Origin of the sequence: Enterococcus sp. AZ167, from assembly GCF_051714025.1 — a bacterium.
Lineage (GTDB): Bacteria > Bacillota > Bacilli > Lactobacillales > Enterococcaceae > Enterococcus_D > Enterococcus_D casseliflavus.
Window position 1 is genome coordinate 1,789,140 of sequence record NZ_JBIORB010000001.1, and the last position, 26,382, is coordinate 1,815,521.

Consider the following 26,382-nt stretch of genomic DNA (forward strand, 5'->3'; position numbering starts at 1 on the left):
CTTTTCTCTTTGATCTATCCACCCATGTCCTCGTCATGCTGTGTTGCAACACGTGGATTAGGTTGTGGGAACGCTTAACGCTTGCCCTAACTGAGGATCGATTTTTTCAATCACTCTTAGCCAATCTTGATGATCGGGGATTGCTTTGAGTAAAAGAGAATCAGTCGATAAGATGAACTCTGATAAATATTCACTATAATTCGTGACCACAAGATCAATGGCGTTTTCCTTCAAATAATCGCTCGTCAATTCATTGATTTTTGGAAAAAATACCCGATGATCATTGCCGACATAACGCAAGAAGCGCGCACGAATCGTGTGACAGGCATAGAGATCACCTTCTATTATCAACGCGATCCGTTTGACTTTTTGAGCATAAAGCTCCCTGATTGCTTCACTGTAAAGGGTCAGTGCCGCACAAACATCTGACAGATACTCCTGTTTGACCCCTAGAATCGCTTGGTGCTGCTTCATAAATGCCAGATTTTTTTGATAAGCAGCAGAACCATGCTTTTGCGCTTCAGTTTTTACTTCTGTTAGCAAGTGATTTAAAACGGGCGCCAGCTGCTCATTGATTTTCTTTGACAGGAAAAAGGCGTGGATCATCGTCTGGACCTGTTGAGGCTCTTGAAAGGAAATGCCCCATTCTTGCACGAAGCGCTGACTCAGTTCTTCGAGTTCAGGATACAGCCCAAACGCTGCAACGAATTGCTGCTCTTTTTCAGGCTCGGTCAAAGTTCGTTTCATCACGGTCACTAAATAAAGCCACATCATTTCTTGTTGCGGTAGTCTTACTCGGTATAGCGCTTCGATTTTAGGCGCTAAGTTCTTCATTATCGCAAACGCCTCATGCGTTTCGACGATTGCTGCCAACGATCGAGGAATCTGAACAGTCTTTCCCAGTTGATAGCGCTTGATCGTAATATACAAACTATAATAAAAATCACTCGGAGAAACGCCTGTATTCACCAGCGCTGTGGGAATTTTTGACAAGGCATCACTGACTAACGCGATCAGTTCTTTGGGGGGCAAGAGCGTATGCGGCGTGACATCTGATTCATAATAAAAATCTTTAAAAAACTTGCGAATATTGGCTTCTGATCCACTCAAATTCACCGGTTGCAAGATCCACTCTAAATGATACTTTCGTAACGTCGCAGAAGCGGTATTCAAATAACGACGCATCGTACTTTCTGATACATATAAGCGCTGCGCCCACTCTTCAACCGAACAGAATTCCCCGTGGAAAATGGCTTCCACGATTTGATACATGCCTTCTTCTGCAACAAGCTCCTTTTTTTGAGACAAGTATCTTTTCGGATCAGTTTCCCTAAAATGATAGCCATTGGCTTCAAGAGTAAATTCCGCTGCCTCCTGCAGATAGGTTTTCAATTCCTTGATGTCAGAGCTGATCGTCCGTTGGGTCACATCAAGCTTGTTGGCTAAACTTGCGATGGAACAAGTCCGTTCTCGCTCAAAGGTATTTAACATTTGAAGCCATCGAACGGTCGTTTTGTTTAGCATAAAATTTAACTGCAATTCTCTCATTTTGCCCTCCGTGTTTCTCCTTCACCGACTGGTTTCTTTTCTATAGTACAATATTTGCGTCTATAAAAAAACCTTCCTATTTCCCAAATTTACTTAAGTTGGTGTTAGAATATGTACTTAAGTGAACAAACAAGGTATTCTCTATGTAGACTCTTTTTGTGCAACTGGAGGAATTTGTATGACAAATATGGTTTATGGATACGCCCGTGTATCCACAAGACAACAGGATCTCTCTCGTCAATTGGATTTACTTGACCGGTATGAATGCAACAAAATTTATACTGAAAAGATCAGTGGTGTACGCGCAAATCGTCCTGAATTAAATAAACTAAAAAAACGAGTGAAAGAAAACGATAAAATCATTATTGAAAGTTTCTCGCGGCTAGGAAGAAGTACCAAAGACCTGATTGATCTCGTCTACTTTTTTGAAAAGAAAGGGGTAAAAGTCATCAGTATCAAAGAAAATTTTGATACACAAACCCCTCAAGGAAAATTAATGATGACTGTTTTCCAAGCCTTTAGCCAATTCGAACGAGACATCATCGTTGAGAGGACCAAAGAAGGCTTAGAATCCGCGCGTGCTAGAGGAAATATTGGCGGTCGTCCACGAATCGATCCCGCACTGATCCAACACGCATTGCACCTTTATCAAAAGGAAGGAAAAGCCGTTGTGGATATCTGTGCCCAAACAGGCTTAAAGCGCTCGACTTTTTATCGCTATCTTAGTCTGGAGAAGGATGAGGTCATTTCATAAATACACGTGCTGGTTGAACTTCGTACTTTCGGCTGCTCACTATATAAAAAACAGGACGAACATTGCTGATGTTTGTGATGGCTTAAAGATCGATTTTTTTCTCTCTTATAAGCGATTCATCCAGCTTGTTCGTCCTGTATGTTTTATTCTGCTAGCTCTTCTGTTGATCCTATTGTTGTTTTCTCCATGATTTCTTACGGAACAAGAACACCAGTCCGCCGATTAAGAATAAGATACCTGTCACACTTAGCAAGACACTGCTTGTTTCTCCTGTTTTTGGCAGTTGCTTAGCAGTGGATTGTTTGCTTGCTTTGATCCGTGCTTTCTGTTCCGTTGCTGAGGGTTTGTCTGATTGTTCTGATGGCCGTTTTCCGTTTCTCTCTTGATTGTTTGTTTCTGACGTCTCTGTCTCAGGACGTGTCTTGATCGGTTCTTCTATTATTGGATCAGACGCTTCAGTTTCAGGGATTTCAGTCACAGGCGACTCACTTTCCGGACGATTTTCTTCTGGTACTTCTGTTGGCGTTTCTTCAGGTGTTTCGTTAGGCGCTTCGCTGACTTTTGCTTGTACAGTAATCACGGCATAGGCAATCACTGCTCCGTAATGGTAGGAGACCGTGTACTGACCGACTATGTTGTTGTTCACTGTGCCGTTGACTTCTACTTCTGAAAAGGCTACTTCTTTGCCATCACGATCCATGGCAGAATCAATGTTTGTTTCTGGTAGCCATTCATCGCCTTGCTTGATCGTTGAATCGTGAACTTTCAGGGACGTTTGATCCGCTTTTACGGTGATAGTGGCTTTGCTTTTTAAACCGTGATAGCTGTAAATGACCACGTATTCGCCAGCTTTTGTTGTATCTGCTTTGCCTGTAACAGTGATATCCCCAAAATCAACAGGTTTACCATCCCGATCCGTTGCGCTGTCGAAGTTGTCCTTGGCTTCCCAGTGTTCCCCTGTGTACAACTCGCTATCGTGAACTTTAACTGTCGTTTGATCGGCTTTGACGGTGATAATGGCTTTGCTTTCTACGCCATGATAGCCGTAAATGACTTCATACTTGCCTGCTTGCGTTGTATCGACAGTCCCCGTGACAGTGATATCCCCAAAATCAACAGATGAACCGTCTCTATCTGTTGCACTATCGTAGTTGTCCTTGGCTTCCCATTGTTCCCCTGTGTACAACTCGCTATCGTGAACTTTAACTGTCGTTTGATCGGCTTTGACGGTGATAATGGCTTTGCTTTCTACACCGTGATAGCTGTAAGTGACCTCGTACTTGCCTGCTTGCGTTGTATCGACAGTCCCTGTAACAGTGATATCCTCAAAAGCAACAGGTTTACCATCTCGATCCGTTGCGCTATCGAAGTTGTCCTTGGCTGTCCAGTTTTCTCCTGTGTACAACTCGCTATTGTGGACTTTGACTGTCGTTTGATCCGCCTTGACGGTAACAAGGGCTTTGCTTTCTATTCCGTTATAGCTGTAAATAACCACATATTCGCCAGCTTTTGTTGTATCTGCTTTGCCTGTAACAGTGATATCCCCAAATTCAACAGGTTTACCATCCCGATCCGTTGCACTATCGAAGTTGTCTCTGGCTGTCCAGTTTTCCCCTGTGTACAACTCGCTATCATGGGCAGTCACGTTGGTTTGATCGGCTTTGACGGTGATAATGGCTTTGCTTTCTATCCCATCATAACGATACACTACCTCATAGGTCCCCGCTTTCTTGGTATCCACGCTTCCGTCAACGCTCACATCGGCAAAAGCAACTGGATGGTTGTCCCGATCGACGGCTTGGTCGAAGTTATCTTCTGGGGACCAATTTTCGCCGACGTACAACGAAGAATCGTGAACAGTAATCGTAGTGAATCGAGGTTTGACGAGGACCGTTGCTTCTTTGCTTACATTGTTTAAGTGGTAGCTGATTGTATAAGTACCCGCTTGAGTAGTATCGACTTGCCCAGACACACTGCCGCCCTCAGCGAGGAATTCCTCGTAAGTCAGTATTTTTCCTTCTTTTGAGACTGCTTGTTCAAAATTATCCGCCGCTGACCATGTATCCTGTTCATAAATCGTGGTATCTTTCACGGATAGCGCTGTGAAATCCGTTGGTGCTTTTTGATAGACGTAGGTCACTGTCGCTTCGCCTCGAGGAAAATTCCCTTTTGCATTCGTCGGTAGTTGATTGGTATCAAGAACGTACCCTGGAATTTCTGGAATAAACGCACTTGTAGAGACATTATAGGGTTCATTGGTGCTATTATGGATGGTTTGAGAAGGATAGATTTCCATCCCTGATTCATCCACATATTTAACCGTCAAATGGCTATTCGTAAAGCGAACATTATATGTCGCCGTGAACAAAAGGTTTCCGTTAACGTCGGTATATTCTAAAACCGCTGTTAAACCGTAATAGTTGATCGTAAAACCTGTGAAGCTTGTCCAAGATATATTTAATTGATTGGTACCAGTCACTTCACTTGTATACCATAGCCCCACCAGCATGTATACCTTATCCGTTTTGTAGACATAAAAATCTTCTGTCAGCTGCGGGTCTTGGTATAGTGTTTGGTGTGCGTATTTTTCCGGGATTGGCAAATCCAAAACCAGTGCTTTATACTTGATCGGATCATATTCTACAGTCAGATCGTAGTTGAAACTCTCGATACTCTTCGTTGATTCTGCAGCGAAAGGTTGACTATCCGTAGATTCTACAATGGTTTCAGCAGATGGGGCAGTAACTGAAATTTGAGTTTTTTCTGCAGTATCAGATGCGTTAGATTGATTTGTTTCTGGGTTTGAAGGGGTAGTCACCACTTCACTTGCGGTTGTTTCGGAAGATACGACGTCAGCATTTCCTTCTTGGGAATCTGTCTTTTCTCCTGAGTCCATGCTTCCTGTTGAATCTGCCAGCAAGGGAACCGATGAGTCTATGGATGGTGTTTGCTGCTCTGTTTGTTGTGTTTCTGTTGCCTGAGCGATCGGCCATGTGCTTGGAAAGGTTGTCCCTAAAATCAGCATCCCTACTAAAGCGCTCTTACTTATAACTACGCGTTTTTTCATTTTCATTTTTTCTCCTTTTTCTTTTCCCCAACGTTATTCACACTTATCTTTGGACCAATCTATCCAAGCGTTTTAGGTCTGCAACTGGCAAGGTTGTTTTTTCTAAAAAGCTGTTTTCAATGACTGTTTCACACTCGATGAAACATGCGGCGCACCATTAACATGAAATCCGCCAATTTTCAAGGGATAAGACTTCTTGATTGGCGCAGAGTATTATATAATTTACTTAAAACGAGCGTAATTTCAATGGATAGGTGGTGACTTCAATGTTAGAAAATTTATCTATCAACTTGCATCGGGACAAAGCATTTTCTCGACAAGTAAAAATCTTACAAGTGCTAAATGCTGCACCGACAGGGTATCATCCACAAGAATTGGCGACATTACTAGGGCTATCTTTGCCTACAGTTACCAAAGAGCTGAGTATTTTAAGTGACAGTTTGCCAAAAGACCTGGTCAAGATCACACTCTCAGAAACGAACATCGTCTCGATCGCTTATGCGCCGAACGCTTCCATCAATTCTGCCATCCAATACCTGGGGATGGAAACGCTGGAGTTTAAAATCATGACGAGTATTATTGATAATAAAAAATACTCTATTCACCGAGCAACGATTGAATTCGGTTATTCTCGCAGTCATCTTTTACGGACGATCAGCTACATGAACAAGTCGTTGCAAACCTATTCTGTAACTATTGCCACGAATCATCTTGACTTTATTGGTACCGAAGCGGACATCCGATTTTGTCTGTTCGTCTTTTTTTCTGCTTATGGCGATAGCACGATTTTAGATAAGGATAGTCCCGCGGATGCCCGCCTGCTGGTCCAAAAAGCCAAGGAAGCCAACACGAAAGATTTGCATTACAGCCATTACCGACTTGCTCTGTGGCTAAGTATCGCCAAGCGTAGGTGGCGCTATTCTTACTTTTTGACCTTGCCGCCGTCTTTAGAACGCAATCTATTGGAGAAAGAACGCTTCGCTATTTTCTCAGAAATATTAAACGAACATTACTTGAAAAAATACCGAATCATCCACTTGCCGCAACAAGAACTGCTTTGGATCTTTGTCAATGCGCTCCATTGTCTTTCCTATAGTACGATGGACATCAACGGCGAAAGCGATGCGGATTACATTTTTCACCATACAGAAAGACCAGAAATTATTGCAGAAGCGGCTGCCTTTTTAGAGAAATCTGGCGTCGCTATTCCACCTGCAGCCGCCCACAAGATCATCGCGTATCTCGTGAATCTTCGCCTGCTGACGATGATTTCTGCCAATTATGAGTTTGCTGATCCGCAGATCAAAGCCTTTGTTGAAACGACATTCAAGACGGATTACCTTGCTTGGAATGAGTGGTTGAAACCTTTCAACGATCAAAGCCGCTTCTTTTCCTTTACTCACTTGGAACATATCGCAGTCACATTGACTTTGTTAAGCGAGTTAGCGCCTAATCCCCAGCTGAAAAAACACCTCAAAGTAGCCTTTGCTTTTCAAGGCGGTGCTGGATTAGATGCTTTCTTAGCTGCATCAACGGAATTATTTAAAAACGACCATACAGAAATCAGTTACTTTTTTGAAGTGGCTCCTGATGAACAAGAATTGATCCATCGGGAAATAGATTTGATCGTCAGCAATTTTGACTTGCATCTGAAAAGCAACACCAAATTTCAGCAACTACGCATTTCAAATGTCCCCACCCTTTCGGACTGGACGATCATCCACAAAACGATTGAACAGCTGATTCAGCCAAGAATCACACCGATTCGTTGACCTAAGGAAACTGACGGCCTTCTTGAAGGAAGCGCCGCCAGTTTTTCATTGCGCGGTTTGCTATTTTGACCCTTTCCTAAGTATCCATTTTTCTTTTCTCTTAGCGTGTCTATTTTTTTCACATCAGAAAAAAATCAGACCTTTTTTGCAAGATTCCTTTCCTAATAAACGCTTTTCCATTCAAGCGCAGCGGAGAAAGCCACTGTCTTGTTTTTATGTGCTGTTCGTAATCCCTGAAAAGTTGCCTGCTTCGTGAATTTTTAATGAAAGAAATTTTAGCGGCTATTTTTAGCCCCAGCTGTGAGAAGTGTTATTTTAAAAGCAAAGAAACATACGGTCATAACAGACTGCATGTTTTAAATAACTTTTGTATCTAATTTTTTTATTTACTAGAAAAAAAAGAAATTTTCTCCCCGCTCCTTTTTTGTATAATAGGTAAAAAGAGAGGGGAACAAACGTGGATTTTATCAAGGAGCTGCAATCCTTCAAAACAATCGTCGAGGAAGGTACGTTTACTAGAGCTGCCGCCAAACTAAACTATGCCCAGTCGACCGTTACGAACCATATCAAAAAGTTAGAAGACGAATTAGAAGTAGCGTTATTTTTGGAAGGAAAAAGCAATGTATTGACCTTGGAAGGCGAATTGTTGAAACAGGAAGTACCCGAACTGATTGCCCACTGGGAGCGGGTCAAAGAACAGTTGATCAATGCTTCCCATACGGTCGAGTATTCGTTGCGGATGGGCATCCTTCAACCCTATGACATTTTGGTTTTGCCTGCACTGCTTCACGATTTTTCGCAGCACTATCCAAAAATAAACTTCGAGATCATCGTGGGCTCAACACTGGAATTAGCCAATGCACTAAATGAAAACCGAATTGATTTCGCCTTATGCTCACTTCCTCACGAGAAACATTTTGCCTACGAGGAATTGTTTCAAGAAGAGCTTTGCTGCATTACCTCAATCTCAAACCCATTAATCATCAATAAGCTAGCCGACCTTGAAGGGAGCCATCTCTATCGTTCCAAGTCTGATTGTCCAGCTCGCACAAAAATTGAAAGCTATCTTGACAATCAGGTTCCTTCGATCCATTGGGAGTCTGTCAGCAATATCAGTACGATTCCTTACTTGATCGAACGAACTGGATACTTCAGTCTGATCCCTCGTTCCATCATTGAGCAAACTTATGCTCGAGTAAAAATCGTCTCGCTTCCTTTGCCTGATCCCCACATGTCGATCGGCTTATTGTCAAAACATCCACTGATGCTTTCTCCCAGCATCACAAAAAATTTTGTCATCGAGCTAAAAATGCGCTTACTATCTTTGTTATAAAACGGTTTTAATCCGCATTGATTTTTATGCAATTATGCTTTTTCCGGAAAAATAATGTCAGTCATTTTGTAAACCTCGTCACAGCGAGAAACAAAAGAGCTGCACCAAGTCTTTACGTTTTAAAGACTTGGTGCAGCAAGGTTTTTGAATTCACTTACGGTTATAAAGTTACAAGATAGTATCTTTTCTCACGTTTCGATTTTTTGTTATTATTTTACTTTTTTTTATGCAACCTGATACGATTATTCATGTAAATCGAAGAAAAATCAGAAAAAATGTCGTTATTCTTAACATTTCCGATTTTTTCTCCGATTGTAAAAAATAGAAACGTTTTTTCATCATTTATAAAGTATACTCAATTTTGAAGCGACGGGTTCTCAAGAAACTGAGGCTTGTACCCCGCAGGGCAAAGTCTTTGGGTAGTTATTGCTCAAGGAATCTGTTTTTGCAATTGTCAGAAAAAATAGACGATGAGAAAAGGAGGAAAAACCATGTTTATCATTGAAGCGATCTTCAGCTTTCTAAGAGACGCATTAGGTGTGATCCTAGCTATTCTCTTAGGGACGCTTTGTTTGTCGATGGTGGTCAATTTGATCGTTATCATTGTAAAAAACACCTATTCAAAATTTAAAAAGAATTATTAACGAATCGCTATCTTCTAATAGATAGCTTTTTTAAATAGTTTTTTCAACCTCTCAGGTCTCTTTTTTGCCTTTGTAATATCTTTTTTCAAACTCTATCCAAGACTTGCTGAATTCATGGTTAGAAAAGGCACTTTTTAAACCTGAACGCTGCTTAAAGCGAAAGACCTCTTCGCGGTCCATCCCCAATTCCTTGGCAATTCGTTCATCCGACCACTCGTTAGCCACTAACTGCTGCACGATATTTCCCATCTTCTCGATGCCATGGGTACCACGTGCTCGATTGTGGCGAATCGTTGAAGCGATGCGATTCTCGAAAGGCTTATCGATCACCGTGACCGGAACGCTTGGCAATTCCAAGCGATCTTTTGCTACGATGTACCGATGAAACCCATCGATCAAAATATACTTGTCTTGCTCCTTATCGTGGTAACAAACCAATGGCTGGGTAAAGCCATCTTCTCGAATCGACAGTTCCAGTAGATCCATTTCTGGAGCAGCCACGGTGTTGGGGTTATACGTATTCGCGTGAATCTTGCTGACTGGGATCAGCTTCGCCGCTAACACTGGAAAATCGATATCGCTCATGAGGTACTACACTCCTTTTTAGAAATGAATAATTTTTTGTTTGTCGATAAACCGCAAACCCTTTTGACTCCAAAAGTGCAATTTCACTAGGCTGGTTACTAGAAGCGAGAATCTCTGCTTCTGGGTAGTTGCGGCTGATATCCACCAGCATCTTCCGTAAAAGAAACTTTTTAAATTGAGCGGCTGGATCTTTTTCATAAAATTCCCCTAGCTCCACTTTATTGGCGCCTTTTTCATAATAAGAAAAAGCAGTCACCCGTTTTTCGTCATCAAGAATCACGTACCAGTAGCAGTTCTCATCATTGACCAAGTACGGAAATTGCTGCTGATACACCCGTTCTGCAAAAAAAGCCCCCATCAATTGATAGAATTGGCTTTTCTTATACGGTGGAAAAAATAAAACCAATCGTTCGTTCACAAAACCCTTCCTCTCTAAGGACGCACTCGTCCATCGTTAGGTGATTTTTTTCGTTAAATACTCGTATTTGGCATTCAATTTTTTTAACTGATACTTGGGTAAATGCTCGATCCCCAAAGCCGCCCCAAAATCGACCGCCAACTCATACAATTCAGACTCATCTTTTTTCGTCAAACTATATTGTCGCGTACTCAAAGAAAAATCATTTTTTTCTAACGCACGAGCGATCCCTTTCCAGTCATGCCAGAGTACTTCGTTTTTCAGCCAGTCCTTACGTTTGGTCACATCGGGTATATCTTCCACTTCGATCCCGTGCTTTTCTCGATAATGATCAATCAAGATCGTGATTTTGCGGTAATAATGATCCTGTAATTTCTTTGAATAAAGTCCAATTGATTCCAGTAAAAAGACCGCATACTCTTGCCAAGTCATATGACTAGGCTTTCTCGTATTGTAATGCGCCAGCAATCCTGTCTGGGCATACAATCGACCAAAATTGGCTCCTGACACACGATTTACGACGCGTTCCCACGTTTCCGGTTCCACCAAAGTATATTGGTACAAGCCTTTTCGTTGCTGCATACCGTAAGGCTGACAGATCCGCATTTGATGGATCGGAACGCCATGATCATACAACTTTTCATAAAAGCCATTGATCGGCCAGTCAAAATGGGCATAGGCTCCCCACACATCTTCGGTCTTCCAATCATAGATTGGGTAAAAATTAACGACCATTGAATCTGCTACTTGCCGTTTGATCCAGCATTGCTTCCGAAAGTTATACTTTGGCGATGTGATCGATCGATACCGATACAGACTTTCCTGGGTTCGTATCCCCACACCACAAGCAACCGGCTCAAACTGATGATAGCTTGCGTACCAATGAGCAAAGTTTCGTAAAAACTTATCAGGGTTCATATTTGCACTCTGATAGATTTCCATCAATGATTCATCCAAATCAGCAAGTGAAATCGCATCTTTAGGCATCGGCTGTACCCACTTCTCACGTTCTTGTTCATCCCACATCAGCCATTGTGGCTGAAAGACGCTGGTATTGTTGTCCTCGTAAAAGGGCAAACAGAAGTGGAAGGTTTGATTGATACTTGGTAACGCTTTGATTTTTTCCATGAACGTTCTCGTAGCATCATAATTTGCCTCGATATCTAAAATCAGCAGATCAAAGGTTTTCTTTTTTTTCTGTGCGACTTGGTCAGCCAACTGGATTATGGCCCCGCTATCTTTTCCACCACTGAAAGAGAAATACACATGGGGAAACGTATCAAAAATATATTCCAAACGCGTCATCGCCGCTTCTAGCACATTTTCCTTACAATATTTCTTCATAAAAGCTCATGTCCTCATTTTATTTGTCCTTTTTTTGAATAAGTATTACATTCTAGTATAAAGTTTCACTTGGCTTCTTACAAGGACTTAAGGGAGATTTCCCTGTTATTTCATACAGCGACATGTTGAAATACGCGCGCTCAGTATCGGATAATGAGTCAACTACAGGCTAAAAAAGCAGAGATATCAATTTTTTAAACTTCATAATCACTGCTTGCTACTGATACATCTGCTCTTTTTTGAATCACAAAAAGATAGCCTGTTTTTTCTATGATTTAGCTAATAGAAAGCAATACCATCAACCTGATTTTCCGTTCATTCATCACATGTACTTAATTTTCCATAACAGTGAAATTTCTTTGCTGAGGTCTTTGAGCTTCATAGCCTTTTGGATATTCTCAGACATCTTCTTGTAATTACTGATTTTTTCTTCTTTGGGCAGCAGTACATATTCTCGCTTGATTGCTTCAAACTTCTCTTCATGATCGATCACCAAAAGTTGCGTGATCAGATCATGGGCGATCCACCGATGATAGGAATTTTTGTGGGTATGCAGTGCCCAGATCCGTTCCCACTCATCATAAATCAGCTCAGGGTTTTTAATGGCTACTTCTTTAATGATCAAATAACTATTGAAATACTCATTGATATGATTTTGACCATCAACGACATTCTCCACTAGCTTCTCCCTTACCTTTCGATCATCGATCGCCGTTTGCACAAACGGTTGGGGATCAAACGATGTTGTCTGAAAATGACGCGCGATTTCTTGGTAGTCCATGCTTTCACCTTCTTTAAATGATTGATTTGCAGCAATTAATTTTTTTTATCCATATCTTCATTTTAACAGAATCTTTGTACGAAAAAGCGCTTTTTTGATTGCTTTTACGTTCCTTAAACGTTGGTCTCCTGTACCATTAGAGAATGATAATTCGTTGGCGCGTATTTTTCCTGGCAATATCCAATTTAAAATCGATCAAAAGAAACAGGGAAATCCCTCAATGAAAAGAAGGATTGTAGTCCCTTATCCAATGATCCATTGAGTGCTGACATTGGTTTCTTTGTAGTTTGTGATTTCTTATTCCATCGTATTCTTGACCTTGCGTCTGCAAAAGAGCGCCTGTACTAATAATTTTCTCAATGAAGAATGTGATAAAAATGACATAAAAAAGGAAGTCCCATGACGGGACTTCCTGAGTTTCGTTTCTTCGAATACTATTTCACGCATAGCTGCGAGATGCTGGATCACGCGTCCTTTCTCCGAATACCTCGGTCGGTAGGCATTTTGATCCATTGTTCGGGTGGACGTTTTCTGATTTTTTTTGGTGCAAACATCAGTTGAACCGTTCTTTTGACAAAGTTATTTCGGTATACGTTTTCCATAACTTGCACGCCCTTTTCAATTGAATTAGGAAGTGGTGACGCCGATCGTTCTTCCTACCTTTATTATAAGCGTGAAGACGGGACAAAACAAACAATATAGCTGGTAGTTTCTGGCTTTCTTTCCCTCAACTTTGTAGTCGATTGCTCAGTAAATTGGTACGATCCATTGAATAATATTCAACTAGCCATCGTATATTTATTGAAAAACCAAATGAAAAATTACAGAAAAAGTTGATTTCAACTCGAATAAATAGCCGAAAGGACGAGTTTTTGAATGAAAAATCGTTTCACTTTACTTTTTCTTAAATTTTAATTATTATTCTTTTGAAATAAGATTAATGAAGGAGATAAAAACATGGAAAAATACCAAGTGTTCCCTGGCCAAAACTATCAGGCAAATGTTATTGGCTTTACCGGTTTACAAGAAGTTAGTGTGATTCATGTTTACGAAAATACTGCGACTGTTCTAATCAAAGAAACAGCTGAAACAGGTGTTGCGAAATTATGTAATTTTCTAGTGGGTGCAACACAATTAGTTAGTTGATGCTTTGTAATTAATCAAAACATGATGGAGCAATTTGCCATCCAGCATGTTGTAGGAAATCGCTCCAGAGATACTCGTCTGTGAGATTGCCTTTTTCCTATTCATCAATTACAGTAGTATTTTTATTTATCTACTCAATATCTCTCTACTTTATATATAAATAGTGTTAGAATGAACAAAAGGAAACGTATCAGGCTTCCCCCAAGAGAATCTTCCCCAAGTACTCTTGTCTGATACGTTTCCTATTTTTGTGGCGAAAAAGCCACAGACCAATGGTAGCCCTTTACTTTGTGAAAAGCAAGCTTTCAAAATAAATTTTTTCTTTATTTTTTTATTTTATCTCTACAATTCCCCTTTAATAAGCAGGCAAAAACACACCTCTCGACAAAAAGGTGTGTTCTTTTTATAACAATGATTATTCACGAATAATAAGTTCGTAAGGCAGAATGATCTGCTCTTGTTTTCTTTCTTGAAACAAGCGAAAGGCTTCTTTGCCGCACTGATCCAGATGAAACTCAACGGAAGAAAAGTGCAGCATTTGACTGATGAGCAGGTTTTCTTGTCCGATCACGATGGGTGCTGTCCCGTGAGGGTATTGATTTAAGATCATCGCTGCGATCTCGTCCCCATTTGTGATCACCCCATCGATTCCTCGTTCCTTAAAAAATGCAGCTGCGGGAATCCCATCTTGTGCTTTGATGCAATCCCAATAAATATCCGCTTCAGAAAAATTTGGAAACAGCTCCTTGGCTTTTGCGATCGTGTTGACTGAATTGCAGCTGAGGCGTTTGCTGCGCCCTAGCGTCAGTCCCAAGCGTTTTACACCTTGTTCTTTCAAATACTTGATACTGGCTGTCACAGAGCCGACCAAGTCGATCGCAACGAAAGGAACGGCAGTACCGGTCGAATTTTCACAAAAAACAATCGGGCCTTTTTCCATGTAGGGATAAAATGTCTCGATATGATTTGCGCGGGTGATGACGATCAAGCCGTCAAATCCCTTTGCAGCGAATTCTTCTAGATATTCTAGCTCCAGCTTCCGATCAAAATTGGTCGGAAGCAACGTCACCTTGTATTTTTGGGCAAAGGCTTCTTCCATGATGCCATTTAAAATTCCATCAAAGAAGGCGTGATTGACAAACGGTACGATGACTCCAATATTATAGGTTTTCCCCGAGCTAAGTTTTTGGGCGATTTTATTCGGTTTGTAATCCAGTTCTTCCATCACCGCCAAAATCGCTGCTCGCTTTTGCTCATCAACATAAGGATGGCCATTGATCACACGAGAGACCGTCGTGATCGAAAAACCAGTAATTTTTGCTATATCGCGAATCGTTGCCATTTCTTTCATTCCTATCTGATTGTTTTGCTCGTGACCTAAGTCTACCATAGAAAACTAGTTGTTCCACTTTCGACAATTTTCTGAAAAGGTCTCTTGGTTGATTGTACGGTATGAAACGAGTTTCATAGCAAGACTTAGTTAGACTCCTTGAAAAGAAATTTATTTATAAACAAAAACTGACTGCCTAGCACGCTGCAAAAGCTGCTTAAGCAATCAGTTTTTCTATTATTTACTGAATCATTTCTTTTGATAAACTTTTACGTTTCTTCGTATATCTTCGCATCAGCAGCTCGATGCCCTTATCCGCAAAGCGTTGCATGTAGGCGGAAAAATTCAACAAGGCAATCAAGAGGATGAGGTTGAGATAGCTGGTATTGCCTAGGTTAAAGAGGTCGCGACCGACGATCAAAGCAGCAAAGTACAAGATCTGAGTGCTGAAAAAAATCATCGTTCGATAGCTGTTGATCGCTGGATAGACTTTTTTCTGGATCAAGCGATAGTTCCAAGCAGTAAAAATAATGCTCATGATCGATAGAGCTTTACTGCTGCTGTTGAACCAATAACCAAAGTTGATGATCAGCAAAGTTCCTACCGTAATCGTCAAGGCTGTTGGAAAAGCATTTTTGAAAATCGTCGTCATAAAGTCCCCTTTGATCCGATTGAAGTCTGGTTCAAAGTTTAAAAAGAAGGTCGGAATGCCGACAAAGCAGGCATTGATGATCGTTAATTGGATCGGCTCAAAAGGATAGGTCGTTCCTGATAACAACGTCCCCATGGTGATCATGATGGAGAATAAGACTTGCACTAGCACCAATGAACCTGAGCGGGTAATGTTATTGATCACTCGGCGGCCTTCATCCATGACCGATGGCAAAGCATCAAATTGATTTTCCAAAAGCACCAAATTTGATACTTGGCGCGCAGCATCAACACCAGAAGCCATCGCGATGGAGCAGTCGGCTTCTTTCAGCGCCAAAACATCGTTGACGCCATCGCCAGTCATTGCGACGGTATGCCCTTGTTCTTTCAAGTAGAGCACCATTTCTTTCTTTTGTTGCGGCGTCACTCGACCAAAAATCTGATAGTTGCTGACAGCTTCTTTTAATTCGGCTGCAGTTAATTTTGATACATCGATAAAATCAGCAGCCCCTGGTAGATTGACTTTTTTCGCGATTTGACTGACTGTCACTGGATCATCGCCAGAGATGATCTTGCATTGGATTGCCTGTGAACGAAAATACTCCAAGGTCTCTTTGGCATCTTCACGAATCGTGTCTGACAGTAAGTAAAAGCCCAGCGGTTCAATATCCGTCGGCAGTCCTGCCTCCTCATAGCCTTGCGTACTGTGAGCCAAAACGATCACTCGGTAGCCTTCTTCTGCCAGCTGCCTTTCCTGTTTTAAGACAGCTTCATGGTTGGTTCCTAGTAAAATCGACGCAGCTCCGATGAAATAAGTGCCTTGTCCTTCAAACGTGACGCAACTGAATTTACGATCTGATGAAAAAGGGACGACTTGCTGCATCTGGTACGTCGTTTTTTCTGGGAAAAAGGTTCGCAGCGCCATTGCCGTTGGGTTCTGATCGGGTAGCTGCGCCATTAAGTTACCAGTGATTTCTGCCAACGGTGTGTCCGATTGAAAGGAAATCGTCTTTTCCACCGTCATCTTGCCCTCGGTGATCGTGCCCGTTTTATCTAAGCAAAGAACATCGACCCGTGCCAAGGCATCAATGCAGTTCAATTCCTGCACCATCACTTTTTTGCGCGCCAGATAGACGGCACTGATGGTCAATGTGACACTGGTCAATAAAAACAAACCTTCGGGGAACATTCCCACAGCTGCCGCCACCGTCCGTAAGATGGCGGTGTTGAAAGTTGCATGAGAGAAATAGAACTGTTTGACGAACAAGAGGGTACATAACGGCACCAAAATCAGACTGATCCAACGAATGATTTTGTTTAAACTGCCTTGGATCAAGTATTTTTGTCGTTTGATGGTTTTGGCTTCTTTGTTGATTTTTGCGATATAGTTGTCAGCGCCTACGTGGATCACTTGGCATAACGCTTCGCCAGCAGTGATAAAACTGCCAGAAAACAACTCGTCTGCTGGCTGCTTGTAGATCGTATCCATTTCACCAGTCAGCAAGGATTCATTGACTTCTAAAGATCCTTGAATGACTTTGGCATCCGTCGGCACTTGATCCCCGCTTTTCAGTCGTAACACATCATCCATTACGAGTTTGTGGATCGGCAAGTTCTCCAGCTTGCCATCCCGATAAACATCGGCTTTGGCAACTTTTAGCAATGCCAGCTTATCCAGCGTTCGTTTGGAACGAACTTCTTGAAAGAGATTGATGATCACATTGCTGAAGACAACAAAGACGAACAAGCCGTTTTGGTAAGAACCCGTCAAACAGACGAGAAAGAATAGGACACAGTTGATCAAATTGAAAAAGGTAAAGATATTGGTAAAAAGGATTTTCGGGTACGTATTCGTCGTATCCTTTTTTGTCTTATTGACTTGACCGCGCTGCACCCGCGCCTTGACTTCTCCTGACGTCAAGCCAATGGTTTGGTTGTTTTCGATGATCCTCACCCTTTCTATTCTTGGTCATTTACTTTTATTTTGCTGAATATTCAGCAAACTTGCATCAGACTTGGGAATGGTTTTGTGTTTTTTCTATAAAAACAATTGGCGTCGATTGCGTAAGATGCGCCATCGACTCCCCGCTTTTTTTCTGTAAAAAAACAAGTACTGTTTAAAATATAGCATACCCTTTTACGAATTGGCGTTTCATTTTTGTCACCTTCGCGTCACTTTAGGAATTAAAATAACAGTTTATTCCTTAACCTGAACCGACTAGACAATAAGCTATCATAGGCTTTCCAGGTGGTTTCTTGCGATGACACAAAACAAAAAAACAGCTGATCTTCGCAGATCAACTGTTTAACAATTCTTTAAGTTAGCTGTTCCCTCAGTTGCTAAAAAACGCTCAACCAGCTTGCTTCTTTTATTGATCAATGCAGTGCTTCCTTTTTCCATTTTCGGATTTTCGTTCGGAAATTGGTAAAGGGTGCTACTGTATTGATATGGATCCATTTATAGACTGGCCACTGTGCTTTGGTGGTTGCCCAATCCCGTTGCCCTGCTTCAAACAATTCCTGATCGGATAAGCCTTCGATCCACTGGCAAAGTGCCGTCACCTTTTGGTCTAAGAGCTCTTGCTGCTGTGCTAATGTCAAACTGCCATATGTCTGATAAAAGGATTGATACAATCCGCCAAGGTTGTTCCATTTGTACCCTTCAGCAGGTGTGTGAACGCTCATCCCTTGTTGTTCCTGTGTTTCCCATGACAATAACAAACTGACCCAGCCGATTTGGTAAGACAAGTTTTCTGAAGGGGTCTTGTCGACACTTGCTATCCGTTGATTTCGCAAGGCTTCAGGAATTTCATCAAATTCTTGGCGAAATTTTTGGTAACGTTCTGTGATCTCTTGGATCAGCGCTACTTTGCTTTCATACTGTCTCATTGTTTGTCCTCCTATTCAGGAAAATGGCTGCTCTTTGTCGCTTTCAGCAATGGCGATAAAAATCGTTACTTCGCCATCTGGCGCATATTGTTCAAAATCAAAGGAATACTTGCGCTGCAACTGCTGGTTTTCTTCCTCAGACCAGACTTGACGCCAAGTAGACAAAATGCCCTGCGCATCGCGCCGATCGACCGGATACTTTTTCCAAGTATATTTTTCTGTATCAAAGTCTGCTTGCTCCGTTTCTTCGAAACAAAGCGAAACGGCATAGTCTCCTTGATAGTTTGACTCATACTCGTGGTAAACGCAAGCGATGACCGTTCCTTTTTCTGCGGCTTTCTTGACCGCCTCGCTGTTTTTCTCCCATAAGCCAGTGATTTTTGCTTGAATCGCTGGATCAGTAAAATTATTGGTTCTTTCCGTTGCCATTATCGAAAATTTCATTGGAGTTCCTCCTTCTTTGTCTTTATGATACGATAGAAACCTAGACACCTTGTGTCAGTGTTTTATCATCTTTTTATAAAAGGAGCAAACCAAGTGAGCACGACACGCCTATTCGGCCTTATCTATCACCTGTTGAATCATGAAAAAGCAACCACTTCTGAATTAGCCAAACAATTTGAAGTCTCGACTCGCACCATCACCAGAGATATCAATACCCTAAGCAGTATTGGCGTGCCCATCTATACCGAAACGGGTCGAAATGGCGGCGTTTATCTGTTAAGCAGTTTTGTGTTGGATAAAGTGTTATTATCAGAAGAAGAACGGAAAAACCTGCTTTTGGCGTTGAAAGGGATTCGCCAGCTGACGCCACAGATCAGTGGGCAATCACTGGCAAAACTGCAATCCTTGTTTAAGCAGCCCGATGCTGATTGGCTAGAAGTGGATTTTTCCACTTGGCATCGGCGAGAAAACGGCAACGACACGTTTGATTTATTAAAAAAGAGTATTTTAACAAACCACGTGATCACCTTTGACTATGTCAGTAAACAGGGCCTGCAAAAACGCATCTGCCAGCCTTATAAACTGCTTTTTCGCTCGCAAGCTTGGTATCTGCAAGCCGTCGACCAGCAAAAGAATGCCTTTCGGACATTTAAAATCAGCCGCATGAGTCAGGTCCACGTCACTGACCAGCATTTTTTCCCAGTCACTGCGCCTGATTCTGCCATTGAGTTGACTGTTGACACCTATCCTGCGCGTCTATTCTTTCAAGCCGACGTTCTTTATCGGGTATATGATGAGTTCGATCATCAGGATATTACTTTGACGGAGGAAGGCACTGCTGTGGTTACCGTTGATTTGCCCGAGGAAAGCTGGGTAGTGCCCTATTTGTTCTCTTTTGGAAAAAGCCTACGCATTTTAAGTCCCCCTCGACTAAAGAATCGTTATCAAGAAGAAGTTGCTGCGATTTATGCCAATTTGTCCGAGAACGAGGGCGCGAACTGATTTTTTAGGAAAAGGATCTCTATTGAAAGGAGTGTTTGATTTGAAGGAAGTGATCGTACAGTATGGCGGGGTTTCGCTAAACCGCCTCTGCCAGCAGTTGGAAGAAAATCAGATTCACTTAAACGCGTATGCCAACCAGCTCTTGCGCCATCCCCAGCTCTCCTTCAGTGCCGATAAACAGCGTGCTGCTTGTGTGATTGTTCCCCTTAAAGAACTGGGACTCCCCCAAGGCGGCTCTTTGACGGAGATTTTTGCAGCTGCGCCTTCTTATGGATTGACTTGTTGTACATTGGAAATGGCCTTACACTTTCGTCTGGGCTATCGCCAACTGGCAAATAGTACCGGATTGAAATCCCAAGGAAAAGCGCCAGCTGCCGCAATCACGATCGCTTCTGTGCCTTTGGAAAAAACCGACGATTTCCCCAAAGGATTCTACGTTCGCCGCATCGATGGGGTTGACTGGCTACGAGGCTATACTTGCGATGCACGCCACCAGTTTGCACCGGATGACCTGTTTTTGTTTCAACGACGAGACCCGTTGCCAGAGCGCCTCAACTGAAGGGGAAACAAACCGTTTCATATCAAATATTCTTGTTTCTCATTGCCTACAATCATTCTGTAGGTTAAGAAGAGCCGACAAGGACAAAAGGAGAAATAGATGAACTTAATCCCAATGAAAGACAGCGACTATGCTGCTTACTTAACCAATGCAGTTTTCGAATACGCCAACGACAAAGTCCAAGCAGGCACATGGGCCAAAGACGAGGCCCTCGCCCTAGCCAAAGAAAGCTTTGCTTCCCTGCTTCCTCAAGGGACTGCCACCGAAAACAATCACTTGTTTTCTTTATTTGCAGCTGATTTTAGTGAACCGATCGGGGTGATTTGGATCAACACAGCTGCCCAGAAAGCCTTCATCTATGACTTTATCATCGAGGAAGACCAGCGAGGAAAAGGCTATGGCACCGAAGCGTTACAGGCTTTGGAAAAGTGGGCGATCCAGCAAGGCATCACTGAGATCGGCTTGCATGTTTTTGCCCATAATCAGTCTGCGTATCAGCTATACAAAAAAATGGGCTATTTGGAAACAGATATTACGATGGTTCGACGTTTCGCTGAGTAGTACGAAAAGAGCCACATCATTCGTACCTAGGAATCAATCGACCAGACCTGCGCCAAACAAAAAGAAACGACAGAAAATCGTCGTTTCTTTTTGCTTCTATTTACATAAAAACCACTCTTTCAATGAGTGCATGGTTTTTTCAGTAGTATCGCCATTGTTGAACCTTCTTCGCTATAAGGACTGCCTTTGACATCGCCAAATACCTCACAGATATCAAAGCCTGCAGCCTGAACTTCCCTCAGCAATGCATCTTTTGTAAAATAGGTCGTCCATAAATAATAATTGGTGAGCTCAGTTTCTGCTAAAATCGTTGTTTGCTCCAGCAAGACGTGATCAGGATATTTCCATCGTTGATTCAGCACAAGATGGGGCTTCCCCCGCCAAAACCCTGCTGATTCGTGACTTTCCCAGGTCTGCTCTTCATTAAGCGTTAAAAACTGGGCAATCGTAAATACATCGAACAAAAATTTGCCACCTGGTTTTAGATGCGCCAGCACATTATTTAGCAGCAGTTTTCGTTCCTCTGGATTTAAGGCACCATAATCACAATAAATCAAGGTAATAAAGTCAAACTGCTGAGGCAATGCCATCTCCAAATAATTATCAAATAGATAGGAAATGTTTAATTGCTGCTTACTCGCGGAATCTCTCGCATAGGCGATGGACCTTCTGGAGTAATCAACGCCTGTCACTTGATAGCCCAGCGCTGCAAATTTTTCCGCATAGATCCCTGGTCCGCAACCGATATCAAGAAGTTGCGTCTGTTTTTCTGGTGGAACAATGCGACTGATCCAGCGAACGGATTCGTCGATAAAGTCAGCCTTTCTACTCGCTCCCTCAAAATCAGGATCCAAATGAGCCTTTAACATTTGCTTGGAAATATACGCATCATCCCAAAACGCCCCTGCCATTTTTTTATAGAGCGGTGGCCGCTCGATTGCCTTTCTCAATTCTTGGTACATTTTATTTTCCCCTTTCAAAATAATCGAAAAACAAAAAAGACCGCAGATTTTACTCTGCGGTCAATCTTCAAGCGATGAAGATCAAAAAGCGAAGAGTAAAATAAAATCAATGATAGGCACTTCAAATAACACTGCATGCAGTCAATTTTTTGCCTATGAAATTGATTTTATTTACTCTTTTCCAGTCCTACCCCTGTTAACGAAGGAATAACAGCAGATAGGCCGGAGCCATCACCTTTTTCTCTTGTTTTTCTGCCTTTAGTTTAGAAGGCGCCAGTCGATTTGTCAATGGGAATTGACTGTAGACGCTCGATTAAACGATGGTCTTGCCGAAATTCGCACCTTAGGGGGAGAAATTTTGCAAGAACGCTGAATGTTTACTTCCCTTCACCTGCTGATTTTTTCAACAGGAAGCTGGATCTCAGTCAGCCATTCCTCTTCACTTTCTTTATTCCAAATGCCATCAATATAGCTTTCACGAAAAGGCCCTGTGATTCGATAGCCGTTATTTTCAGCAAACTGGATCACTGCAGCATAGGCTCCTTTATGGACCGTGCAAACTGCCTCTGGTACTTCTTCTATCTGCAATTAAATCACAATTAACTATTTTTAATTTCTAAGCTTGTTTTTTTCTTCTATCTCCACTATATTTGTGGGTAAACCAGTTATTTCTATGTAGAAAGGACGTTTCCCTTGAATTATCCCTTATTAAATGAACAAATGCCTCAGACCATCATCCGTGTTTGGCGGTTGCGGACAATTACTTCACTAATCATTTTCAGTTTACTTTTCGCTGCTTCTTTTTGGTTTTTATCCATGCAAAACTGGCTTCATTTCTGGGTGTTCGCCCTTTGGTCAAGCCTATTGGCACTGACTTTGATCAGTCATCTGCTTTCTTTTGTGCTGATGAGCTACCGTTACAAATTCCATCGCTACGAGATCCAAGAAAAGGATATCGCTATTCAACGTGGCTATCTATTTCGCAGCACCACGTATATTCCGATCCGCCGAATCCAGCACATCGAAACGGACCAAGGGATCTTTTTGCGAAAATACGCTTTAGTCTCCTTACAGATCCATACGGCTGCCACCAACCACACCATTGAAGGCTTGCCAGTGGCGCAAGCCGAACGCTTGCGAGAAACCATCATGAATTTAGTCGAGGTGGTCAAAGATGATCTATGAAAAACAACGACTGCCGTTGCTGTGTATCGGTCTTTATTGGTTCAAAAATTGCAAAAATTTTCTGGTACTAGCATTTCTGCTTGTATTCAAATTATTCAACGACGCCCCTTCTTTTCCGATGATTCTGGGCGGCATTCTGCTATTTTTACTGGTCTGTCTGATTTTTGCGGTACTGTCTTACGCCCGCTTTACCTTTCAAATCGATCAAACGAGTGTGCTAGTCAACAAAGGACTCTTTATTCAAAAACAAACGATTTTGCCATTTGAACGCATCCAAACCATTCAAGAGAATCATTACTTTTATTTACGTCCGTTTAAATTAGCTGAAGTGAAGTTGGAAAGCGCCGCAAGTTCGAGTGGTGAAGCCGAAATTCTTTTCCCTGCATTGCCGCTGACTCTCATTGCCTCCATCGAAGCGTCAAAAAAGGCGGCTGCGACACCACAACAGCCGAATGCCCAAGCAGCTAGTGGAGAAGAACCAACCGACGATTACGCTGCGTTTTCAGCTGAGAAGTCAGCCAAGCCGCCGCTAGAAACATTCACTTTGAAATTCAAGGAGATTTTCTTGTTTTCTCTCACTGATTTTTCTGTTTTCACCTTGGTTCTAGTCATCGGCTACAACGTGATCGACAACATTCCCAATTTCTTTGCCTATGCATCGGAATTGCAGCAACTTGGCCTTTTATTAGGTGCTGCACTTTTACTCGGGCTACTGATTTTGTTTTTCTTCCTTGCGATCGCCAGAAATCTTTTCCGTTATTATGGCTTTACGGTGGAAACGAACCAACAACAGCTGCTGATCACGCAGGGCTTGTTTTCTAAACGACACCAAACGATTCCCCTCGCTAGGATCCAAGGGCTGAGTGTCGAACAAAACCTTTATCGAAGAATCTTTCATCTAAGCTCCGTCAAATTACTGCTGGCTGCTGGCAGTTCATCAGAAAGCGACGATACGGTCTATCTGTTCCCCATTTTGAAAGAGGCGCAGCTGACCGAAACATTGGCCCGCTTTTTGCCCGAATGGTCGTTTCAACAACCCGCTCTAGTGAAAAATCCACGACCCAACTTTTGGTACTTCTGCCGTTGGCCGCTGCTGATCGGACTGCTTGCTGTAGGAATCTCTGCCTTCTTTTTCTGGTGGTTAGCCCTGATTTTCTTCGTGTTCTTTGGCTCCTTCGTGTTATCAAGCATCTGGCGAGGCAAAATACAAGGCTATCAATTTTTAGATAACCACGTATTGTTGTGCCAAACGATCCGCGGTCTTACGAAGGTGACCGCTTATCTGAAGAAAAATAAAATCCAAGATTTCACTGTCACCACCACGCATTGGCAGCACAAAAGAGGGCTTGGCAAGTCACAGCTAACCATCAAAACCGAAGATACTCTCACCGAAAGTAAGCTGTTCTATTTTCCATTAACCGAAGCAGAAAACTTACGGCGCTGGTTTTTGTCTTAGTTCATAAAAAAGCATCAAACAGCAGGACTGACACGCTGTTTGACGCTTTTTTTACAAGATCTGAAAGGAATGAAAAGGAAGCATCAACCATTGAGTCGCTGATGCTTCCTTTTTCTATCCCCTGGCCTTCCCCTCGACTATTTGCTGCTTGATTGAAGCAGCATCTAAGCCATATTCTTTTTGCAAAAAATCGGGTGTGCCGACTTGACCGAATCGTTCATTGACACCAATGCGTTTTAAGGGGACAGCACTGCCAGTTTCAGCAAGTACTTCGGCGACGGCACTTCCTAGTCCACCGGTAATAGAATGATTTTCGATGGTGATGACTTGCCGTTTCCCCTGAACTTCGCGGAGGATCAATTCTTTATCGATTGGTTTGATGGTAAACATGTCGATCACTTCGCAGCTAATTCCTATTTCTGCTAATTCTTCTGCCACTTGCAGTGTTTCAGAAACCAATTGGCCGCTAGCAATCAACAACAGTTCATCGCCTGGTCTTAAAATATTGCCTTTTCCTAGTTCAAAGGTCGAGCCTTTTTCATAAATCATCGGAACCGCTTTCCGATTGCCTCGTACGTAATGAATGCCTGATAATTGGCTAAAGGTTTTTATGATCCACGCCATTTGGACTTCATCCGCTGCATCGCAGACGACCGATTGGGGAATCATTCGCATCAAAGCCACATCTTCCCATGTCGTATGGGTGCCGCCGTTGTGCCCGACTGCAAACCCTGGATCAGAACCGTAAATATTGATCGTATTGCCGCCATAGCCGCCAGAAATAAACAGCTGATCGAATACCCGACGCGTCGCAAATGGCCCAAAGGTGTGGATAAAAGGTGTATAACCAGTTAAACTCAAGCCAGCTGCGACACCAACCATATTGGCTTCCGCGATCCCCATGTTGATAAAGCGTTGGGGATGTTTGTTGGCAATCGCTGTCCAGCCGCTGGCAGAACCAAGGTCGGCATCTAACGCAACTAGCTGGTTATTTTCATCCATGAGTTCCACCAATGTGTCAACGACACATGTTCGTAGCTCTTTACCAGCAGCAGTGGTTTTGCTTAATGTAAACATGCCTTAGCGTCCTCCTTCGATTTTTATCGTCAATTCTTTGATTGCCGCTTCTGCCGCTTGATTGATCTCATCCGTGGTAAACTTCACGGAGTGATTGGCATCTAGTTCTTCAAAGAAAGGAACGCCTTGTCCTTTCACGCTGTCCAAGACAATGCAAACCGCTTGGTCTTCGATTGCTTTGCAGCGCTCGATTGCCTCATCAATGGCTTGCATGTCTGCCCCTGGAACTTTTTCTGTATAAAAGCCAAAAGCAGTCATCTTCTGCTGTATATCAAAAGGATCAAGAATGTCTTTGGTTGGCCCATCTAGCTGTTTTTTGTTGTCATCAATAATGACGATACAGTGATTCAGTTTAAAGTGGGCAATGTATTGGAAGGCTTCCCAGCACTGTCCTTCATTTAGTTCACCATCTCCAACGATCAAATAAACAAAATTGTCCTTGCCTGCCAAGCGCAGGCCTGTCGCGATCCCAGCAGCCATGGAAGTTCCCTGCCCCAGTGAACCTGTGGTGGCATCAACCCCCGGCGTTTTCCAGCGATCTGGATGGGAAGGCAGTCTCGTGCCGCCCTCATTGATCGTCCATAACCACGACCGATCAAAATAGCCCGTATTTGCTAATGCACTATACAGGGCGGCGCCAGCATGCCCTTTTGACAAGACGAGTCGGTCACGATCCGCCCACTGTGGATCTTGTGGATTGATTCGCAGCTGTTTGCCGTACAAAACGGCCAATAATTCAACAATTGAAAAGGAGCCGCCCAGATGGCCTTGTCCCATTTTCTTGATGCTGCAAAGGGTATCTAAACGAATCTTTGCCGCTAATTCTTCAAGCTCGTGGTATTTTTGTTCACTGATTGCCACTATTTATCCCTCC

24 protein-coding genes are annotated in these 26,382 nt (G+C 42.6%); 10 read left to right on the forward strand and 14 right to left on the reverse strand.

Annotated elements, in window-relative coordinates; all coding sequences use genetic code 11:
* Positions 1 to 57: 57 nt before the first annotated feature.
* Positions 58 to 1,548: a helix-turn-helix domain-containing protein gene (locus IGJ05_RS08395; protein ID WP_266167280.1), complete on the reverse strand. Its 1,491-nt coding sequence runs from the start codon at positions 1,546 to 1,548 to the stop codon at positions 58 to 60.
* Between the two features lie 178 nt (positions 1,549 to 1,726).
* Between IGJ05_RS08395 and IGJ05_RS08400 the strand changes: the two genes are divergently transcribed.
* Complete coding sequence (locus IGJ05_RS08400; RefSeq protein WP_005227582.1) at positions 1,727 to 2,302, forward strand: recombinase family protein; 576 nt, start codon at positions 1,727 to 1,729, stop codon at positions 2,300 to 2,302.
* A gap of 169 nt (positions 2,303 to 2,471) precedes the next feature.
* Here the strand turns inward: IGJ05_RS08400 and IGJ05_RS08405 are convergent, their stop codons facing one another.
* Positions 2,472 to 5,369, reverse strand: a complete 2,898-nt coding sequence (locus tag IGJ05_RS08405) for a bacterial Ig-like domain-containing protein (RefSeq protein WP_266167281.1) — start codon at positions 5,367 to 5,369, stop codon at positions 2,472 to 2,474.
* A gap of 266 nt (positions 5,370 to 5,635) precedes the next feature.
* Here IGJ05_RS08405 and IGJ05_RS08410 point away from each other — a divergent pair, with 266 nt between their 5' ends.
* The 3 genes from IGJ05_RS08410 to IGJ05_RS08420 all read left to right on the forward strand — a co-directional run bounded on the left by IGJ05_RS08410 (position 5,636) and on the right by IGJ05_RS08420 (position 9,118).
* Positions 5,636 to 7,141 carry a helix-turn-helix domain-containing protein gene (locus IGJ05_RS08410; RefSeq protein WP_016609732.1) on the forward strand — a complete coding sequence of 502 codons (1,506 nt, stop codon included), beginning with the start codon at positions 5,636 to 5,638 and terminating at the stop codon, positions 7,139 to 7,141.
* Positions 7,142 to 7,598: 457 nt separating this feature from the next.
* Complete coding sequence (locus IGJ05_RS08415) at positions 7,599 to 8,474, forward strand: LysR family transcriptional regulator (protein ID WP_194185672.1); 876 nt, start codon at positions 7,599 to 7,601, stop codon at positions 8,472 to 8,474.
* Between the two features lie 491 nt (positions 8,475 to 8,965).
* Complete coding sequence (locus IGJ05_RS08420; protein WP_179135471.1) at positions 8,966 to 9,118, forward strand: hypothetical protein; 153 nt, start codon at positions 8,966 to 8,968, stop codon at positions 9,116 to 9,118.
* A 51-nt stretch (positions 9,119 to 9,169) separates the two neighbouring features.
* Here the strand turns inward: IGJ05_RS08420 and IGJ05_RS08425 are convergent, their stop codons facing one another.
* From IGJ05_RS08425 to IGJ05_RS08440, 4 genes are all read right to left on the reverse strand, one after another.
* A complete protein-coding gene (locus tag IGJ05_RS08425) occupies positions 9,170 to 9,703 on the reverse strand; it encodes an IbrB-like domain-containing protein (protein ID WP_005227576.1) in 534 nt (177 codons plus the stop codon).
* Positions 9,630 to 10,121: a hypothetical protein gene (locus IGJ05_RS08430; RefSeq protein ID WP_005227570.1), complete on the reverse strand. Its 492-nt coding sequence runs from the start codon at positions 10,119 to 10,121 to the stop codon at positions 9,630 to 9,632. Before IGJ05_RS08430 ends, IGJ05_RS08425 begins: the two co-directional genes overlap by 74 nt.
* Positions 10,122 to 10,157: 36 nt before the next feature.
* On the reverse strand, positions 10,158 to 11,465 hold the full coding sequence (locus tag IGJ05_RS08435; protein WP_438725151.1) for a DUF3440 domain-containing protein: 1,308 nt from the start codon (positions 11,463 to 11,465) through the stop codon (positions 10,158 to 10,160).
* Positions 11,466 to 11,787: 322 nt separating this feature from the next.
* Entirely contained in the window at positions 11,788 to 12,246 is a 459-nt protein-coding gene (locus IGJ05_RS08440) for a hypothetical protein (protein ID WP_081116972.1), read from the reverse strand.
* Between the two features lie 957 nt (positions 12,247 to 13,203).
* Here IGJ05_RS08440 and IGJ05_RS08445 point away from each other — a divergent pair.
* A complete protein-coding gene (locus IGJ05_RS08445; protein ID WP_005227564.1) occupies positions 13,204 to 13,392 on the forward strand; it encodes a hypothetical protein in 189 nt (62 codons plus the stop codon).
* Positions 13,393 to 13,807: 415 nt separating this feature from the next.
* Here the strand turns inward: IGJ05_RS08445 and IGJ05_RS08450 are convergent, their stop codons facing one another.
* The 4 genes from IGJ05_RS08450 to IGJ05_RS08465 all read right to left on the reverse strand — a co-directional run bounded on the left by IGJ05_RS08450 (position 13,808) and on the right by IGJ05_RS08465 (position 18,706).
* Positions 13,808 to 14,734, reverse strand: coding sequence for a LacI family DNA-binding transcriptional regulator (locus tag IGJ05_RS08450; RefSeq protein ID WP_179135473.1), 927 nt, complete (start codon positions 14,732 to 14,734; stop codon positions 13,808 to 13,810).
* 229 nt (positions 14,735 to 14,963) lie between these two features.
* Complete coding sequence (locus IGJ05_RS08455; protein ID WP_194185670.1) at positions 14,964 to 17,327, reverse strand: HAD-IC family P-type ATPase; 2,364 nt, start codon at positions 17,325 to 17,327, stop codon at positions 14,964 to 14,966.
* A gap of 422 nt (positions 17,328 to 17,749) precedes the next feature.
* Entirely contained in the window at positions 17,750 to 18,262 is a 513-nt protein-coding gene (locus IGJ05_RS08460) for a ClbS/DfsB family four-helix bundle protein (protein WP_081116974.1), read from the reverse strand.
* 15 nt (positions 18,263 to 18,277) lie between these two features.
* The gene (locus IGJ05_RS08465) at positions 18,278 to 18,706 is read right to left on the reverse strand and encodes an effector binding domain-containing protein (RefSeq protein ID WP_081116975.1); all 429 of its coding nucleotides are present in this window, start codon (positions 18,704 to 18,706) and stop codon (positions 18,278 to 18,280) included.
* A gap of 93 nt (positions 18,707 to 18,799) precedes the next feature.
* Between IGJ05_RS08465 and IGJ05_RS08470 the strand changes: the two genes are divergently transcribed.
* The 3 genes from IGJ05_RS08470 to IGJ05_RS08480 all read left to right on the forward strand — a co-directional run bounded on the left by IGJ05_RS08470 (position 18,800) and on the right by IGJ05_RS08480 (position 20,828).
* The gene (locus IGJ05_RS08470) at positions 18,800 to 19,708 is read left to right on the forward strand and encodes a helix-turn-helix transcriptional regulator (protein ID WP_194185669.1); all 909 of its coding nucleotides are present in this window, start codon (positions 18,800 to 18,802) and stop codon (positions 19,706 to 19,708) included.
* A gap of 40 nt (positions 19,709 to 19,748) precedes the next feature.
* On the forward strand, positions 19,749 to 20,267 hold the full coding sequence (locus IGJ05_RS08475; RefSeq protein WP_228077443.1) for a helicase: 519 nt from the start codon (positions 19,749 to 19,751) through the stop codon (positions 20,265 to 20,267).
* A gap of 99 nt (positions 20,268 to 20,366) precedes the next feature.
* Entirely contained in the window at positions 20,367 to 20,828 is a 462-nt protein-coding gene (locus IGJ05_RS08480) for a GNAT family N-acetyltransferase (protein ID WP_081116978.1), read from the forward strand.
* Positions 20,829 to 20,947: 119 nt separating this feature from the next.
* Here the strand turns inward: IGJ05_RS08480 and IGJ05_RS08485 are convergent, their stop codons facing one another.
* Positions 20,948 to 21,790, reverse strand: a complete 843-nt coding sequence (locus IGJ05_RS08485) for a class I SAM-dependent methyltransferase (protein WP_081116979.1) — start codon at positions 21,788 to 21,790, stop codon at positions 20,948 to 20,950.
* A 387-nt stretch (positions 21,791 to 22,177) separates the two neighbouring features.
* Positions 22,178 to 22,378 carry a transcriptional regulator gene (locus tag IGJ05_RS08490; protein ID WP_081116980.1) on the reverse strand — a complete coding sequence of 67 codons (201 nt, stop codon included), beginning with the start codon at positions 22,376 to 22,378 and terminating at the stop codon, positions 22,178 to 22,180.
* 105 nt (positions 22,379 to 22,483) lie between these two features.
* On the opposite strand from IGJ05_RS08490, the gene IGJ05_RS08495 reads away from it, so the two are divergent.
* On the forward strand, positions 22,484 to 22,975 hold the full coding sequence (locus tag IGJ05_RS08495; RefSeq protein ID WP_005227545.1) for a PH domain-containing protein: 492 nt from the start codon (positions 22,484 to 22,486) through the stop codon (positions 22,973 to 22,975).
* Entirely contained in the window at positions 22,965 to 24,431 is a 1,467-nt protein-coding gene (locus tag IGJ05_RS08500) for a PH domain-containing protein (RefSeq protein WP_081116981.1), read from the forward strand. The genes IGJ05_RS08495 and IGJ05_RS08500 overlap by 11 nt, the downstream gene beginning before the upstream one ends.
* A 114-nt stretch (positions 24,432 to 24,545) precedes the next feature.
* Here the strand turns inward: IGJ05_RS08500 and IGJ05_RS08505 are convergent, their stop codons facing one another.
* Both IGJ05_RS08505 and IGJ05_RS08510 read right to left on the reverse strand, forming a co-directional pair.
* On the reverse strand, positions 24,546 to 25,508 hold the full coding sequence (locus IGJ05_RS08505; protein ID WP_081116982.1) for a transketolase family protein: 963 nt from the start codon (positions 25,506 to 25,508) through the stop codon (positions 24,546 to 24,548).
* Positions 25,509 to 25,511: 3 nt separating this feature from the next.
* Entirely contained in the window at positions 25,512 to 26,369 is an 858-nt protein-coding gene (locus IGJ05_RS08510) for a transketolase (protein WP_005231438.1), read from the reverse strand.
* Positions 26,370 to 26,382: the final 13 nt, after the last annotated feature.

Excerpts from the sequence above, each read along its gene's own strand:
- IGJ05_RS08395 (WP_266167280.1), bottom strand. The coding sequence starts at position 1,548 with ATGAGAGAATTGCAGTTAAATTTTATGCTAAACAAAACGACCGTTCGA.
- IGJ05_RS08400 (WP_005227582.1), top strand. The coding sequence starts at position 1,727 with ATGACAAATATGGTTTATGGATACGCCCGTGTATCCACAAGACAACAG.
- IGJ05_RS08405 (WP_266167281.1), bottom strand. The coding sequence starts at position 5,369 with ATGAAAAAACGCGTAGTTATAAGTAAGAGCGCTTTAGTAGGGATGCTG.
- IGJ05_RS08410 (WP_016609732.1), top strand. The coding sequence starts at position 5,636 with ATGTTAGAAAATTTATCTATCAACTTGCATCGGGACAAAGCATTTTCT.
- IGJ05_RS08420 (WP_179135471.1), top strand. The coding sequence starts at position 8,966 with ATGTTTATCATTGAAGCGATCTTCAGCTTTCTAAGAGACGCATTAGGT.
- IGJ05_RS08425 (WP_005227576.1), bottom strand. The coding sequence starts at position 9,703 with ATGAGCGATATCGATTTTCCAGTGTTAGCGGCGAAGCTGATCCCAGTC.
- IGJ05_RS08435 (WP_438725151.1), bottom strand. The coding sequence starts at position 11,465 with ATGAAGAAATATTGTAAGGAAAATGTGCTAGAAGCGGCGATGACGCGT.
- IGJ05_RS08440 (WP_081116972.1), bottom strand. The coding sequence starts at position 12,246 with ATGGACTACCAAGAAATCGCGCGTCATTTTCAGACAACATCGTTTGAT.
- IGJ05_RS08445 (WP_005227564.1), top strand. The coding sequence starts at position 13,204 with ATGGAAAAATACCAAGTGTTCCCTGGCCAAAACTATCAGGCAAATGTT.
- IGJ05_RS08450 (WP_179135473.1), bottom strand. The coding sequence starts at position 14,734 with ATGGCAACGATTCGCGATATAGCAAAAATTACTGGTTTTTCGATCACG.
- IGJ05_RS08460 (WP_081116974.1), bottom strand. The coding sequence starts at position 18,262 with ATGAGACAGTATGAAAGCAAAGTAGCGCTGATCCAAGAGATCACAGAA.
- IGJ05_RS08465 (WP_081116975.1), bottom strand. The coding sequence starts at position 18,706 with ATGAAATTTTCGATAATGGCAACGGAAAGAACCAATAATTTTACTGAT.
- IGJ05_RS08480 (WP_081116978.1), top strand. The coding sequence starts at position 20,367 with ATGAACTTAATCCCAATGAAAGACAGCGACTATGCTGCTTACTTAACC.
- IGJ05_RS08485 (WP_081116979.1), bottom strand. The coding sequence starts at position 21,790 with ATGTACCAAGAATTGAGAAAGGCAATCGAGCGGCCACCGCTCTATAAA.
- IGJ05_RS08500 (WP_081116981.1), top strand. The coding sequence starts at position 22,965 with ATGATCTATGAAAAACAACGACTGCCGTTGCTGTGTATCGGTCTTTAT.
- IGJ05_RS08505 (WP_081116982.1), bottom strand. The coding sequence starts at position 25,508 with ATGTTTACATTAAGCAAAACCACTGCTGCTGGTAAAGAGCTACGAACA.